This window comes from Maribellus sp. CM-23, assembly GCF_021354595.1.
Classification (GTDB): Bacteria; Bacteroidota; Bacteroidia; order Bacteroidales; family Prolixibacteraceae; genus Draconibacterium.
In genome coordinates this window covers 374074-388547 of the sequence record NZ_JADWYJ010000003.1, presented here as the reverse complement: position 1 = coordinate 388547, position 14474 = coordinate 374074, and the positions used below count along the sequence as shown (strand labels likewise).

Sequence of the window (14474 nt, the reverse complement as noted above, 5' to 3'; positions counted from 1 at the left end):
TTGCACAACACTTAAACTATTCCAAACTTTGCGCAAAGTTAAAAATTGCACAATACAGCCATCTAATGAAGTTGACTCATCTGGTATTAATAACATTCTTAACATTGGGCGCTACAAGCTGCCAATCTCAAAATAGAAATAATATGAACGAACAAAGCAATCCTTTGCTCTGCAACCCAGAAAGCGGAGTATGTGAAATACCCGCAAATTCTCAAGACTCCGCCGGCACCAGCAACATTCAATCAAAAGACAAACCGGTAAAAGTTATTTACTATACCGATCCGATTTGTTCTTCGTGCTGGGGAATTGAACCGCAGCTGCGAAAATTAAAACTGGAATACGGGAACAGCCTCGAAATCGAATACCGGATGGGTGGTTTGTTGCCCGACTGGAGTTACAACAGCGGCGGTATCAGCAAGCCTTCCGACGTGGCTTCTCACTGGGACGAAGTAAGCATTTACTACGATATGCCCATTGACGGCGACCTATGGCTCGAAGACCCGTTGTCGTCTTCTTATCCTCCGTCCATTGCTTTTAAAGCCGCGCAATTACAAGACCAAGAAAAAGCCCTGGCATTTTTGCGTGAAATACGTGAAATGGTCTTCCTGCAAAAAAAGAACATTTCCAAATGGGAACACCTGGAAACGGCTGCCAGGAATACCGGTTTAAACATTGAGCAATTCAAAGCAGATTACAACGGAAGAGCCCGCGAGTTATTCGATGACGATTTGAAAAAAGGCCGGGAATTGGGGGTCAGAGGTTTCCCAACGATGTTTTTTACCGATGCCAACGGAAGAACAGAAACCGTTTATGGATCAAGGCCTTATTCCTTTTTTGAAGCTGCGGTGCTAAAACTTCATCCGGCGGCACAAAAAGCGAATTACGAAAAAAACCTCGATTTTGTGTTTTCTGAATACCAGACCTTAACCGCTAGGGAATTTTCAGAACTAACAGATACACCCAGAAACCAAAGCGAAAAAATGTTGGATGAGCAGACAGCCAATGGGAATTTAAAGAAATATACGACCAGAAACGGGGCTATCTGGCAGATAAATTCCGAGCAAAAATAAGCTAATAAATTCTTTCGAATTATTAAAACACAGGTTGTCAAGCTTATCTCCAGCAAGGCTTGACACCTGTTTTACAATCATCTTTCCCAGACGAACTTCCTGGCTTTAAAGTGTTTGTTTCTTTCCCTTTATTCCTGCTATACCAATACCTTTTATGTTCTGAAATCAGGTAGTTTCAAAAACAATGCTTAAATTAATCGGGTGTTTTCTGCCAGTCAATAAGCTCAAAACCCAAAATGATTCATTCATTTGAAAGAAACGATGCCTTTGACCCGCAGAAGTTTGAAATCATTTAACCTGAACAACACGGTTATGGAAGCAAGAAAATGCATGGAATGTGGCGAGCCCTTAAGAGGAAGAGCCGATCAAAAATTTTGCAACGACCTGTGCAGAAATGCCTACAACAACAATAAACTGGGCAAATCGTCGAATTACATGCGCAAAATAAACCGCTTGTTAAAAAAGAACCACGCCATTTTACGGGAGCTGAATCCGGAGGATAAAACCACTGCTTTCCGCAGCACACTCGAGAAACATGGTTTTGACTTTGATTACCATACTCATTTGTATACTACACGCAGCGGACGTATTTACTATTTTGTGTACGACCAGGGCTATTCCGAATTGGACAACAACAAATTTGTATTAGTAAAAAAAGAAGACATTCTGTAAAAAGAATGCCCTATCTAAAACCTATAAACCGCGTAGCTTACAACGCAACAAAACAGGATTTTCACTGTCGGCAATTCGTTTCTGAAGCTCGTCGAAGCCTTTTACTTTTTTGTTCGAAATTTTATGCCCCCCAATTTTATAGGAACTGATCGGAATCAGAAGCTCGTCCTTTTCGGTTAGGAACTCCACTTTATCCCACATTCCTCCGTCAACGTCGTTCACGCCATGCGAGAAATAGCGTGTTTCCCAGGTATTTTTATTAACGATAGCAGTGGTTGCCGCCGATCCCACCCAGTAGTCGAGGTAAATAAAATTTCGGCTTTCCTGGTAATTCTTTACTTCCACGTGCTCGGTATCGTGCATGTAACGCAGTGCATCTGTATCCTTCAAGGTATCAATCTTTTCCCACGTTTGAGCAAATGTTGGCAATGCGTCGCCCTGAAATACATAAGCCGGAATCAATTCAGAATTAGTATATGTGAAAACAGTGTCGTTTATTGTTGTGAAGATATGCTCCTGGTCTTTTGCCACCGAAACAACATTGGAATACAGCATCCGGCGTAACCGGTCGTTTGTAACACGAGCTATCCTCGCTTTACTTTTCGATGGGTAGATGCTTACTACATGTACGGGGTCTGTTTCATTCACTACCACAAACCGACCATTGTTCACAAAAAAAGAGGTTCCCTCGATGTTTGAGCGGTCCAGTTGCTTCAGGTATTTCCCGTCCTTCCCTACTTCGTGAATTCCATTGGAAGCAAGAATCGCATAGCCTTTTCCGTAACCAACGATGTCAAGTGGTTCTTTAATCTTCGAGTTAACGCCGCCAGCCAGTTCAATAATAAAATCACCATTTTTTGAGAAACGCATGATACTGCTTTTCCCGGCCATTCGGCGCTTAATCAAAAAATCGCCTCCAATCTCCTTCACCTCTTCCATCTCACCGATGTCGATACCAGCTTCCATCACTTTCAATTCAACATAATCAACCTTCTCCACAAAACTGGAGATCGGAAGTATGTCTTTCGATTCTTTTAAAACAATGGTTCTTAAACCCTTATCGGCTGTTTCTGCTGGCGAACATGCTGTTACAGCTACAATGGCAGCGAGCAGCATAAGTTGTACTAATTTCTTCATTTCCTGATCCTGAACACAATTCTGGTGCCAAAGTAAACGCATTCAGCTGAATAAGTAAGAAGGAAAAAACAAGTTTTAACATTAAAATGAATACCTGGGAAAAATGGACGAAATCATTTGGACTTTTTACCAAAGAAATTCTATTTGGAAAACTACAAAATAAGAGAAGGAATCCAAAAATCAAGTTCTCGCAAAGGCGTAAAACATACAAAAGTTGCAACCTCCTGATTGCTGCTTTCTATCTTGGCTTACTTTGCACTAAAACTTCGCGTGAAATTTACTTTTGGATCCCCTCTTTCGTATTGTGATATTCTATTACTTATCGGTCTAATTTAATGACTTCGCTGCCTGCCAGCAAAAATGCACCGGTGCCGTATACTTCCCAGCTTTCGGCCTTGAAGTTCTTTTTAGGGTCAGCTCCGATAGGCTGACACCAGCCAACGTGTCCGTCGGGCTGAATCAGGCTGTTTAAACCGATCCAGGCTTTTTCAACTGCCGGTAAATACTTTTCACGATCGAGTAAGCCGTTGTTGATTCCCCAAGCCAGTGCATAAGTGTAAAAGCCTGAACCGCTGGCTTCTCCTCCCGGGTACGAAGCAGGATCGAGCAAACTTGCCCGCCACAGCCCGTCTTCCTGTTGCAAAGCCAATATACTTTCGGCCATTTCCCGGAAGTTTGTCACATAAAAGTCGCGGTTGGGATAGTCGGCCGGAAGTTCAGAAAGAACGCGCACCAAGCCTCCCATTACCCAGCCATTGCCACGCGACCAGAAAATCTTCTTTCCGTTGGCTTCCTTTTTGGCTTCAATGCCGGGTTCGTTCCATTTATACGACATGTCGCGGGCATACAGGTGGTGTTCCTTGTCCCACAGCAAATCGTAGCACTCTTTCCACAATTTGTCGTTCCATTCAAAATACTTGTCGTCCTGAAAAGTGACACCCATCTTTACAAATGCGGGAGGTGCCATAAACAACGCATCGCACCACCACCAGGTAATTTTATGCATTCCTTCGCCTTTGTACGGCGTATTTATAAACTTCTCAAACGTTTCCTGAAAAGGTTCAATCATTTTCTTTTCGCCCGAAATACGGTACATGTCAATGTATGTCTGACAAATCGCATGGTCGTCGGCATGATGAAGGCGCGGCCCCGGCTTCCACTCGTTGGCCTCCCCCATTTCGTACATGGCTTTCCATATTTTGGGCGATTGAGTGGTTTCATAAGCCGCAAAAACACCGGCATAAAAAGCGCCGTTGGTCCAGTCGTACAACTGGTGTTTCGGATGCTTTAGCTGCCAGTCGAGCGCCTTTTTCATTGTTTTTTTGATGTACGACTCCTTGAAGTATTTTTTGTTGTCTTTGGGGCTTGCAATGGTATGAGTTACAGTTAACAGAAGAATTAATAAGGTCGAAAAGAGTTTGTTCATCGATTTGTAATTTTTCAACAAAAATAGACATCCAGCCGGGGTTTCCAAATTAATTATTCCCCGACTCGTTGAACCGTTAAATCCAACTACAGCCTCTCGCCCTGCTAGCTGGCCATCTTCCCTTTCATCAACATATCCACCGCTTCCTTTAACGATCCGGCACGCGTAACTTTTCCGGTATTTACAAAATAAATAACATCGGCGTTGGCGATTGTATTCAAACGATGTGCAATAATAACTTTGGTAGTGGTTTCCGGCAATTTCTGCAAGATCTCATCCAGCAATTGTTCGGTTACCGTATCAATGTTGGCGGTTGCCTCGTCCAAAATCAGCAAATCAGGTTTTCGAAGAACCGCGCGCATAAAAGCAATCAGTTGTTTCTGTCCCAAACTGATTCCATCGCCCGAAACATCCACCTTTGTATCCAGGCCGTTTTCAAAACGTTGCAACAAACTTTCCAGCCCTGTGTCTTTGAAAATCTGCATTAAACGTTCATTACTTATTTCTTTGAGTTCGTAGTTTCCGTATAAAATATTCTCCCGGATGGTTCCGCTAAACAGAAACGGATCCTGAAGTATAAAACCGATGCGTTTTACCCGTTCTTCGGAGCTGAATGAACGGATGTCCCGGGCATCGAGCAACACACTCCCTTTGGTTGGGTCGTACAATCGTGCAATCAGTGAAGCAGTGGTTGTTTTCCCGCCACCGGTTGGTCCTACAAAAGCATAGGTTTTTCCCTTTTGCAAGTTGAAGGTGATTTGATGTAGCACGTTGTTCCCATTTGGATAGGCAAACGACACATCGCGAAACGAGAGCAAAGTAGCCGAATCATCCACACCTTGCGAATCGGTTTGGGGCATGTTGTTTTCCAACTCGATGATTCTACGAATACGCTCCCACGCTGCCAGCGCCACTTGGTAGGTTGACCACAGCGAGGCCATTTGCCTCAGCGGATTGTAAAAGCTGTTTACATAGGCAATAAAACTAATCAGCAACCCGACCGTAAACTGACCGATCGAGATAAAATATATTCCAAGCGTGAGCACAATCAGCAAACCCAGATTGGAAAACAACGAATACACGGGCAAAAACATGTGGTTGGCAATGCCTGCTTTTATCGCTGCCTTGTAATTTTCCTGGTTAACCTGCCCAAAACGTTTTCTGAAATAATCGCGGCGATTAAAGGCTACCACCACCTTGAAATTATTCAGGCTCTCCTGCACTTCGGAGCTCAAACTTCCCACCGTTTTTAAACTCTCGGCATTTTTTCGCTTCACCCACGGCGAAGTTATTTTGGTGAATATCCAAATCAACAAGGCCGGAAGAAGTGCAGCCACACCCAGTTCCCACTGAATTGATACCAGGAATATGGCCGATCCGATCATGATCAAAATAATCCGCAGAAACTGCATCAGCGACTGCGCAAAAAACTGATTGATTTTTTCTGTGTCGTTGTTGATTCTAGATATCAGATCTCCGGTTTTATTTTGGTTGAAAAAGTCGTAGGGCAATTCCTGGAGTTTCTGAAATACTGAATTCCGCAGGGTAAACAACATTCTCTGCCCCACCGATCCCATTAAACGCGTTTGCAAATAACCGGCAAAAAGGGCAATTACATAAGCCCCCAGCAAAATGGCACCGTTGATAAGCACCCCGTGAAACCAGCTGGTCTGAATATAATTATCCACCGTATTACCTATGATTATTGGGCCCACCAGGTTGAGTACTGCCGTAATAACCATGGCCACAAAAGCGATCAGAAGCGTTTTCTTCTCCTCCACCATGTGCCCCACCAGGCTTTTGACCGATTGAAAACCCAGCCGTTTCTTTTTCTTATCCTCGTTTCCTGTATTTAAATTGTAATTCATTTGTACAATAACTGATTGGATATTAATTACCCAGCCTCTACATCGTGGCTTACTTCATAATGGCTGGTGCTTTTTTGCGACTCGTAAATCTGAACATACTCGGGCGAAGTAGCCCGCAGTGTTTCGTGCCTGCCGGAAGCCACAACCTCGCCTTCCATCAGTAAAATAATCTGATCGAAATCGCGCACCGGGCTTATTTTCTGTGTTACCGAAATCAGTGTCAGCTCCGGGTAATTCTGCTGAACGTTATTCAGGATTCGCTGTTCGGTTTGCGAATCAACACGTGCGGTAAAATCATCGAGCAACAAAATTTTAGGATTAAGCGCCAATGCACGTGCCAGCATAATGCGCTGTTTCTGCCCCCCCGACAAACTGGTACCCCGCTCCGAAACCATGGTATCCAGGCGGGCCGGCAGCGTATCAATAAAGTCCTTTAACTCAGCCGTTTCAATTGCTTTACTCAGCGACTCATCAGTAACTGTTTCACTAAATGCAATGTTCTCCCTGAGGGTCATATTAAACATTACGCTGTCCTGAAATACAAATCCTATCTGGTTGTGAAAGGTCTCCTTGTTGTATTCATTTACATCGGTCCCATCAAATAAAATCTCCCCGTCGTTGGGTTTTATCAGGCCGGTTAACAGGAACAAAAGCTGTGTTTTCCCGGCAGCAGTTGGCCCGATTACGGCAGTACGCGAGCCCGCTTTTACACGGAAAGAAACCTCTTTCAAGGCTGGTTTATCGTCGTAAAAAACAGACACATCTTTTAGCTCAATGTCGCCGTCAAGCACTTTTTCGATGGTTCCGGTATCGGCGGTCTCTTCGGCGAGCAACACCGACTCAATCCGTTCGTAGGAAGCCGAAGCCTGTGCCATCATGTTGCTGATAAAACCAATAACAATGATGGGGAACACCAGAAGCGTTACATAACTGTTGAACGCCGCAAAATCACCCAGCGAAAGGTTTCCTGAAATAACCAGGTGACCTCCCAAAACCAGGATCGTCAGGGTGGCCAGGTTGGCAAAAAAGGTGATCAACGGAATCAGTGTTGCAAAAAGCGTCACAATCGAAATCCCCACATCGCGGGCTTCGGCACTGGCTTTCAGAAATTTCTGATATTCGGTTTGCTGCGAATTGATCACACGAATAATGGCCGCCCCCAGGATGCTTTCGTTGATTACTTTGTTGAGCCAGTCGACCACCTCACGGCTACGTACAAACTGCACCCGTAATTTCTTTAAAATGAAGTAAAAACTAAAACCTACCGACGGAATCAGCAAAAGCACCAGCAAACCCAGTTTCCAGTTGATGACCAGCAAAAACACAGAAGTACCCACAATCATAAAAAGCGAGGAAACAATGGATGAAACACCGTTCGAAACAAACATTTTGACGGCGTCCATATCCGAAGTGAGGTTGGTTAGCAGTTTCGATGGGTTGGCTTTTAGTACAAAAGCATAACTCTGTTTCGATATTTTGTCGGAAAGTTGCTTTCGAAGATCAAAACCCACTTTTTCAGACGCGTAAGTTTGTACCACGGTTTGCAGCACCGAAAACAAAAAGATCACAGCTACCACAATTAGAAACTGAATCAAAATGGTGTTCAGTACATAATTTCCGGCTGAATAGGCATCGATGCCGTAAGAAATGATTTTTGGAATTACCAGGTTGGCAGCGTTCCCGATCAGCGTAAAACCAATCAGCAAAAGGATCATCTTCCTGTAAGGTTTCAGGAGTTTGATCATTCCCATTCTGCCGCTACCTTTCGTTTTTTTTCCTGTCTGCTTCTGTTCCATGAATATCTCTGACTAATTTGCAAAGAAAACTAAAAACTGCCACACAGGTCACGAAATTTAAAAAGGAGTTATCCCCTCTCCTGCATTTTATAGCGATCAGCGTCAAAATTGTATTAGTCTTCTTAAAATTGGGATCCCCTTCGAATGCCCTTGTTTTATATTCAGCAAATAAAACCAATGGGCACAAGAAATGTTCAGGTTGATTGTGATTAAGATTTATACTGAAGAAAAGCTTTGAGTGCAAGCAAACAAGCGTCATTACAATTTCAACTTTGCCAGCAGGTTTTCTCTGAAATGAAGGCTTACCGGCAGTTTGTATTCTCCTACTTTTACCAGGTTTCCTTCGAGGTATTCAACTTTATTTAATGCAATAACATACGATTTGTGAATACGCTCAAAACAGGCAGCCGAAAGCATCTCGATAAATTCCTTGAGCGTGCCGTGAACAGTGAGGTTTTGTTTTTCGGTGACAAAACGCACATAATCGCCTTGGGCTTCCAGGTAAAGAATGTGCTCCAATTCAATCCGGTAGTCCTTTTTATCGGCGCGAAGCATAATGTGTGCCGGCTGCGTATTTTCCCAGTTCGAAGAATACCTTTCCGCCGCCCGGTTAACCGCTGTTCGGAAACGCTCAAACGAAACGGGCTTTAAAAGGTAATCCACAGCATCGATTTCAAAACCTTCCAGCGCATATTCGGGATAAGCCGTCACCAGGATAAACAACGGACTTTCTCTCAGGCTTTTTACAAAACTGATCCCGCTTAATTTGGGCATGTTGATATCAAGAAACAGCAGGTCTACTTTTTGCTTCGCAAGCACCTGCCCGGCTTCGAGGGCATCGTTGCACGTGCCCAGCAGATTCAGCTCCGGACACATGCCGGCAAAATCAGTCAGCACATCCCGCGATAAGGGCTCGTCGTCAATAATCAGGCAGTTCAGTATCATACGTCAGTTGATTTCGATCTGTAAATCTACGGTAAAAGTTTGTTCGGTTTCCGTAATCTTCAGTTTATGCTTGCCCGGATAAAGCATTTCGAGCCTTTTCCGAACGTTTTCAATTCCGATTCCCTGGTAACGAAGATCCGTATCGTTAGCCGATTTCCCTTTACTGTTGGCAATCTCCAAATCCAGTTTGTGGTCCGAAATGGTTAAAAGTATATTGACAAAAGCATTGTCGGAGCCTCCTTTTAGCCCGTGTTTAAAACTGTTCTCGACAAAAGGAAGAATGATCATCGGGGCGATCATTTTCTCTTTCTCTTCGCCATCAACCTGCAGGTTAATTTTATGCTGTTCATCGGTTCGCAGGTTTTGAAGTGTTATGTAATTCCTGATCATCTCCATTTCTTTTTCCAGCGGGATAAAATCACGGTCCGAATCGTAAATAATGTGGCGTAACAAATCGCTTAGCTGAACTATTTTCTCCGGAACTTCTTTTGAGTTTTTTCTGGACAGGCTGTAAATGCTGTTCAACGAATTAAAAAGAAAATGTGGGTTGATCTGCGAGCGAAGTGCTTTCAACTCGGCCTTGTTACGTTCCGTTTCTATTTCCTGCAGGCGGAACCAGCCACGCGCCAGCCGCAGTAAACTGGTAGCTACCAGGTAAACTGCAAAGTACAGCGAAATGTCCCAAAACCCGTAAAAAGCAATAAAGTAGTAGCCTTCAAAAAAATAATCGACCCATTTATTAAAAAGCACCAGGTAAAAACCGGAGCCCAGGGCAATCAGCGATAAAATCAGCAAAGAATACAAAAGGTACTTGCCTTTTTCGAGAAAGAACGGGAACAACAGGCGCAGGTTGATGTAAACCACGGCTACAATAGGAATATGAAAAATGGCCGCATAAATCAGGTCGATTGTTTTTACCTCGGCTGAAACTTTCAGCACGTTCATCAAAACCAAAAACGATAGACACCAGAAGAACAGGTGTTGCAAAAACCTGTTCCTGATCAGCCGGTTAAAATATATTTTTAGTTTCTGCCACATATTAGTTTTTCCGATGTAGAATCACTTCCAGTCCATCTTCAAAGGCCTCCTCCGAATTTACATATTTTGTTACAAATTTCTGAAGTTCCTGTGGTTTGGCGGTGAGCAAAATAAACTCGTCGTTTGCTTCATGATGTATCCTGATTTTATTCTCTCGGATCAGTTTTGACAGCCAGTCGGGGTTAAACCAGCGAATCTTCAACACATCTTTTTCCACCTCTAATTTAGCAATGGTATGAACCGGAATAACGTGAAAAGTAGAAAGTCTGAATTCACCATCATTGGGATATTCCTTTAAATAGAAATCGAGAAAATACTGCCCGGCAAGTTTAACGATGTGAACAAGAAAAGTGGATGAAACTTCTTCTCCATTCTCTTCCGAATGCAATGTTAAAACGTAGCTGCAACTGTCTACTTCTGTCATTTCCTTATCGACGTACGGATGTACAAAACTCCATACATCTTCCCCCTCGTTGAATTTCACTACCTGATCGTCGTTTTCAAACCATTCGCCCGTTAAAATATCGTTTGGGAAAAGATCTTTTTCGGTGTAAAGCGGGTAAAACGAAAACACCACACAACCCGAAAAGAAAAGAGCGATCAACGCTGTTAAAATATATACTTTCTTCTTCATGACACTTTTGTTTTTGATTTTGACTCAAAGGTAGAAAGCCAAAAACCTTTCTGCCACTTTTTTCGATAACGCAAGGATTTTTATCGTTAACATAAAAACGATAGCCCCACACAAGGTGAAGCTATCGCTAAATATTCTTGGTATCTCAACAGATGTTTTCTTAAAATCCCAATGTTTTGGGCAACCAAAGTGAAATTTCGGGAACATAAGTAACCAGCAACAAAGTAACAATCATTACCGCAAACATGGGTAACAGGGGCTTGATCACGGTTTCAATTTTTACTTCGCTGACACTACAACCGATAAACAACAGGGAGCCCACAGGAGGTGTTCCCAAACCAACGCTTAAGTTCAGCACCATAATGATTCCGAAGTGAATCGGGTCGAGCCCCAGGTTGGTAACAATCGGAAGAAAGATCGGAGTGAAGATCAGTACCGCCGGAGTCATATCCATAAATATGCCCACAAACAACAGAATCAGGTTGATGATCAGCAGAATCACAAATTTGTTGTCGCTGAGTGCCAGGAGCGCTTCACTTACATTTTGCGGAATATTTTCGTAGGCCATGATCCAGGAAAGGCCGATACAGGTAGCAACAAGCAACAATACAAAGGCGGTGGTTTTTACCGAACGTAGAATTACATCGGGCAAATCTTTCCACGACAATTCGCGGTACACAAAGGCCAGTATCAGTGCGTAAAGAACTGCCACAGCCGAGGCTTCGGTAGCGGTAAAGAAACCGGCAACAATACCGCCGATCACAATTACCAGCAACATTAAACTGGGCAAAGCATTCAGAAACGTTTTTAACGCATTCTTCGCTCCTTGTTTGTGTTTGCTCGCATAAAATCCAAAACCAGCGAGGAAAACAGCAGCAAGTCCGCCGTAAATAGCCGTTGCAGCTCCCGGAGAAACCAGCGATTTCACTTTGTATATTCCCACCGCAACCAGGGCTATTCCAACCAATACCGCCAGGAATTTTGAAACGTTCCGAACCATTCCCTTCACCCCAAAATGTTTGTAAGAGAACATGGCCAGCGCCATTCCCATAATTCCGAGCCCGGTTAAAATACCAGGCGCATAACCCGCCAGGAAAAGGGCTGTAATGGAAACCCCGCCACTGGCCAGTGAATATACGATCAGTATATTACTCGGCGGGATCGAAAGCCCCGTGGTAGCAGAAGTGATGTTTACTGCTGCGCTGAAGTTTTTGTCGTAGCCTTCTTTGTTCAACTCGGGCATCATAATACTACCGATGGCAGAAGCAGAGGCAGCTGCCGAACCAGAAATGGCACCAAACAGCATATTGGCAAATACGTTTACAAAAGCCAAACCGGCAGGCCAGCGTCCTACCAGAACACGGGCAAAATCAATCAGCCGGATCGCTATTCCTCCCTTGTTCATGATGTTTCCGGCCAATATAAAAAAGGGTATCGCCAAAAGGGCAAAACTATCGAGCCCTGTTGCCATTCGCTGTGCAAAAGTGGTGGCCGCCGGTAAAGGCATGATGGTCACCAACATGGTTAAAATACCGGAAATACCAATACTAAAGGCTATTGGCACACCGATCACCAATAAGAATATAAAACTTACTACCAGTACAATTACGCCTAGGAATTCCATTAGTCTTCAATATTTAGGTTAAGTGAATTATCGATCGAATAGTATATAATAAGCAGGCCACTGACAGGAACCACCAGGTAAACGTAACCAAGCGGCAAAGCCAGTGCAGCGGAGTTAACTCCCAGGTAAAAGCGGGTGTAAACAAGCCAAACTCCACCAACTACCATCACAAAAAGAGCAAAAAGTCCTACTATGCTGTTGATGATGATTTGCAACCTGCGTTTTTTCATCCCCTTCATTTTCTGAAGCAGTAAGTCAATGGCCAGGTGTTCGTTTTTACCAGCCACGTAAGCAGAGCCGAGCAGGCCTACCCAAATCAGAAGGAATCCGGCTAGCTCGTCGGTAAACGAACTGGGAGCCGAAAGAACGTAGCGACTGAACACCTGCCACAAAACATCGATAACCAGGATGCTCATCAGCGCCACTAAAACAATTTCTATAATCTTGTCAATTTTTTGTCTCATAGTCTAGAACGGTTAAAGGTTAGTCTTCCACAGCCTCAATTCTTCGGATCAGGTCGCCCAAAACTTTGTCTTCCTTGTATTTATTCAAAAGCCCCTGAACTTTATCGGCAAACAACTTTTTATCAGGATAATGAATTTTTACACCGGCCTCCTGCACAACCCGCAGCGATTCTTCCACCGACTCGGCCCAGTATTTCCGTTCAACCGGCACCGATTCATCCGCCGCTTCCTGCATCCATTTCTTTTCCTCTTCGGTAAGGCTGTTCCATACTTTGGTACTAATGATCAATACATCGGGCACACAGGTATGTTCGTCAAGCGAATATTCTTTACACACCTCGTAATGGTGCGAAGTATACAAACTGGGCGGGTTATTTTCGGCTCCATCCACCACCCCACTTTGCAGCGCGGTATATAATTCACCCCACGAAATAGGTGTTGGAGAACCTCCCAGCGCTTTTACCATTTCCATGGCACTTTGGCTTTTCATCACCCTGATCTTCAATCCATTCAAATCATCCGGGGTTTTAATCGGTTTGTCGATGGTATAAAAACTCCGGAAACCTGCATCGTAAAAACATAAGCCGCGAATCCAGTATTCTTCGGTACCCAGCAGCAATTCCTTTCCGATCTCTCCGTCAAAAACATTAAAGGAATGTTCTTTTGATCTGAAAATATATGGCAATCCAAGTACTTTGAATTTTGGGGTAAAGCTCTCCATTACTGCTGCGGAAACCTTGGTGATAGCCAGGCTCCCAATCTGCAACAATTCCACACACTGCTGTTCGGAACCAAGCTGTCCGCTGGGATAAATATCGATGGTAAGCTGTCCGTTTGATTTTTCGGCCAAACGCTGCGCCATAAACTCCATTCCTTTGTGCACCGGGTGTGTGGGATCGAGGCCATGTGCCAGTTTGAGCACTTTGTGATGGCTTGCATTACTGCATCCCATAACAATCCCCAAAGAAAGTAAGGCAATAATTATTCTAACAGGTTTCATTTTTATTGGTTTAAGTCTGATTTTTTACGATCAAAGTGTATTGTCTATGATTTAAGACGCTGAATGATTTGCAGCGCTTCTGCACATTTTTCGGTAATGTAGGCATAATTTCCTTCGGCCAACACTTCTTTGGGGAACAACTGCGATCCCATTCCCACGCAGGTAACTCCCGCATCAAACCACTGTTTCAGGTTTTCCTCGTCGGGAGAAACGCCGCCTGTTGGCATGATGCTCGCCCATGGCATAGGCCCTTTAACGGCTTTTACAAAGCTCGGTCCCCCTACCTGCGAACCGGGGAAGATTTTTACTACTTCAGCCCCGAGTTCATGCGCACGGCCAATTTCAGTAACCGAGCCGCAGCCTGGACTCCAGGCAATTTTGCGTTTGTTACATACTTTTGCGGTTCCCTCATCGACCAATGGAGCTACCACAAAGTTGGTCCCCAGCGCAATGTACATGGCTGCAGTTGCCTCATCCACAATAGAACCTACACCCATAATCATTTCCGGGCACTCCTGGATAGCCCATTTGTTAAGTTCCGCAAAAACAAGGGTGGCAAAATCACCCCGGTTTGTGAATTCGAACAAACGAACTCCACCTTCGTAACAGGCTTTTACCACTTGTTTGCAAACTTCCACATCTTTATGATAGAACACCGGAACCATCCCGGTTTCTTTCATTGTCAGTGCGACTTGTATTCTTGAAAATCTTGCCATTTTTTTGAGTTTTCAGTTGACAGCCGCAGTTTTCAGTTTTCGTTTGAAGCAAGATATGCTAGTTACTGTAAACTGCGACTGAAT

13 protein-coding genes are annotated in these 14474 nt (G+C 44.0%); 2 read left to right on the top strand and 11 right to left on the bottom strand.

The features are described 5' to 3' along the window. Positions 1–143: 143 nt before the first annotated feature. Together INQ51_RS12540 and INQ51_RS12535 are read left to right on the top strand one after the other, a co-directional pair. Positions 144–1070 carry a ClpXP adapter SpxH family protein gene (locus tag INQ51_RS12540; protein WP_233378312.1) on the top strand — a complete coding sequence of 309 codons (927 nt, stop codon included), beginning with the start codon at positions 144–146 and terminating at the stop codon, positions 1068–1070. A gap of 312 nt (positions 1071–1382) precedes the next feature. Next, complete coding sequence (locus tag INQ51_RS12535) at positions 1383–1742, top strand: hypothetical protein (RefSeq protein WP_233378311.1); 360 nt, start codon at positions 1383–1385, stop codon at positions 1740–1742. A gap of 21 nt (positions 1743–1763) precedes the next feature. Here the strand turns inward: INQ51_RS12535 and INQ51_RS12530 are convergent, their stop codons facing one another. The 11 genes from INQ51_RS12530 to INQ51_RS12480 all read right to left on the bottom strand — a co-directional run bounded on the left by INQ51_RS12530 (position 1764) and on the right by INQ51_RS12480 (position 14390). Continuing rightward, positions 1764–2879 carry a 6-bladed beta-propeller gene (locus tag INQ51_RS12530; RefSeq protein WP_233378310.1) on the bottom strand — a complete coding sequence of 372 codons (1116 nt, stop codon included), beginning with the start codon at positions 2877–2879 and terminating at the stop codon, positions 1764–1766. 319 nt (positions 2880–3198) lie between these two features. Next, positions 3199–4305, bottom strand: a complete 1107-nt coding sequence (locus INQ51_RS12525; RefSeq protein ID WP_233378309.1) for a glycoside hydrolase family 105 protein — start codon at positions 4303–4305, stop codon at positions 3199–3201. A 104-nt stretch (positions 4306–4409) separates the two neighbouring features. Then, positions 4410–6173, bottom strand: a complete 1764-nt coding sequence (locus INQ51_RS12520) for an ABC transporter ATP-binding protein (RefSeq protein WP_233378308.1) — start codon at positions 6171–6173, stop codon at positions 4410–4412. Positions 6174–6199: 26 nt separating this feature from the next. Then, positions 6200–7969: an ABC transporter ATP-binding protein gene (locus INQ51_RS12515; protein ID WP_233378307.1), complete on the bottom strand. Its 1770-nt coding sequence runs from the start codon at positions 7967–7969 to the stop codon at positions 6200–6202. Between the two features lie 258 nt (positions 7970–8227). Beyond that, complete coding sequence (locus INQ51_RS12510) at positions 8228–8914, bottom strand: LytR/AlgR family response regulator transcription factor (RefSeq protein ID WP_233378306.1); 687 nt, start codon at positions 8912–8914, stop codon at positions 8228–8230. Between the two features lie 3 nt (positions 8915–8917). Then, on the bottom strand, positions 8918–9952 hold the full coding sequence (locus tag INQ51_RS12505; protein ID WP_233378305.1) for a sensor histidine kinase: 1035 nt from the start codon (positions 9950–9952) through the stop codon (positions 8918–8920). Position 9953: 1 nt separating this feature from the next. Further along, positions 9954–10586, bottom strand: a complete 633-nt coding sequence (locus INQ51_RS12500; protein ID WP_233378304.1) for a hypothetical protein — start codon at positions 10584–10586, stop codon at positions 9954–9956. A gap of 160 nt (positions 10587–10746) precedes the next feature. After that, positions 10747–12210, bottom strand: a complete 1464-nt coding sequence (locus tag INQ51_RS12495; RefSeq protein ID WP_233378303.1) for a TRAP transporter large permease — start codon at positions 12208–12210, stop codon at positions 10747–10749. Further along, the gene (locus tag INQ51_RS12490; RefSeq protein ID WP_233378302.1) at positions 12210–12674 is read right to left on the bottom strand and encodes a TRAP transporter small permease; all 465 of its coding nucleotides are present in this window, start codon (positions 12672–12674) and stop codon (positions 12210–12212) included. Before INQ51_RS12490 ends, INQ51_RS12495 begins: the two co-directional genes overlap by 1 nt. 19 nt (positions 12675–12693) lie before the next feature. Continuing rightward, complete coding sequence (locus INQ51_RS12485) at positions 12694–13674, bottom strand: TRAP transporter substrate-binding protein (protein ID WP_233378301.1); 981 nt, start codon at positions 13672–13674, stop codon at positions 12694–12696. A gap of 44 nt (positions 13675–13718) precedes the next feature. Then, positions 13719–14390 carry a bifunctional 4-hydroxy-2-oxoglutarate aldolase/2-dehydro-3-deoxy-phosphogluconate aldolase gene (locus INQ51_RS12480; protein WP_233378300.1) on the bottom strand — a complete coding sequence of 224 codons (672 nt, stop codon included), beginning with the start codon at positions 14388–14390 and terminating at the stop codon, positions 13719–13721. Positions 14391–14474 lie beyond the last annotated feature (84 nt).

Bases quoted from the DNA above. Each gene is read 5' to 3' on its own strand.
- INQ51_RS12505 (WP_233378305.1), bottom strand. From the start codon at position 9,952: ATGTGGCAGAAACTAAAAATATATTTTAACCGGCTGATCAGGAACAGG.
- INQ51_RS12530 (WP_233378310.1), bottom strand. From the start codon at position 2,879: ATGAAGAAATTAGTACAACTTATGCTGCTCGCTGCCATTGTAGCTGTA.
- INQ51_RS12535 (WP_233378311.1), top strand. From the start codon at position 1,383: ATGGAAGCAAGAAAATGCATGGAATGTGGCGAGCCCTTAAGAGGAAGA.
- INQ51_RS12515 (WP_233378307.1), bottom strand. From the start codon at position 7,969: ATGGAACAGAAGCAGACAGGAAAAAAAACGAAAGGTAGCGGCAGAATG.
- INQ51_RS12520 (WP_233378308.1), bottom strand. From the start codon at position 6,173: ATGAATTACAATTTAAATACAGGAAACGAGGATAAGAAAAAGAAACGG.
- INQ51_RS12500 (WP_233378304.1), bottom strand. From the start codon at position 10,586: ATGAAGAAGAAAGTATATATTTTAACAGCGTTGATCGCTCTTTTCTTT.
- INQ51_RS12525 (WP_233378309.1), bottom strand. From the start codon at position 4,305: ATGAACAAACTCTTTTCGACCTTATTAATTCTTCTGTTAACTGTAACT.
- INQ51_RS12510 (WP_233378306.1), bottom strand. From the start codon at position 8,914: ATGATACTGAACTGCCTGATTATTGACGACGAGCCCTTATCGCGGGAT.
- INQ51_RS12540 (WP_233378312.1), top strand. From the start codon at position 144: ATGAACGAACAAAGCAATCCTTTGCTCTGCAACCCAGAAAGCGGAGTA.
- INQ51_RS12495 (WP_233378303.1), bottom strand. From the start codon at position 12,210: ATGGAATTCCTAGGCGTAATTGTACTGGTAGTAAGTTTTATATTCTTA.
- INQ51_RS12485 (WP_233378301.1), bottom strand. From the start codon at position 13,674: ATGAAACCTGTTAGAATAATTATTGCCTTACTTTCTTTGGGGATTGTT.
- INQ51_RS12480 (WP_233378300.1), bottom strand. From the start codon at position 14,390: ATGGCAAGATTTTCAAGAATACAAGTCGCACTGACAATGAAAGAAACC.
- INQ51_RS12490 (WP_233378302.1), bottom strand. From the start codon at position 12,674: ATGAGACAAAAAATTGACAAGATTATAGAAATTGTTTTAGTGGCGCTG.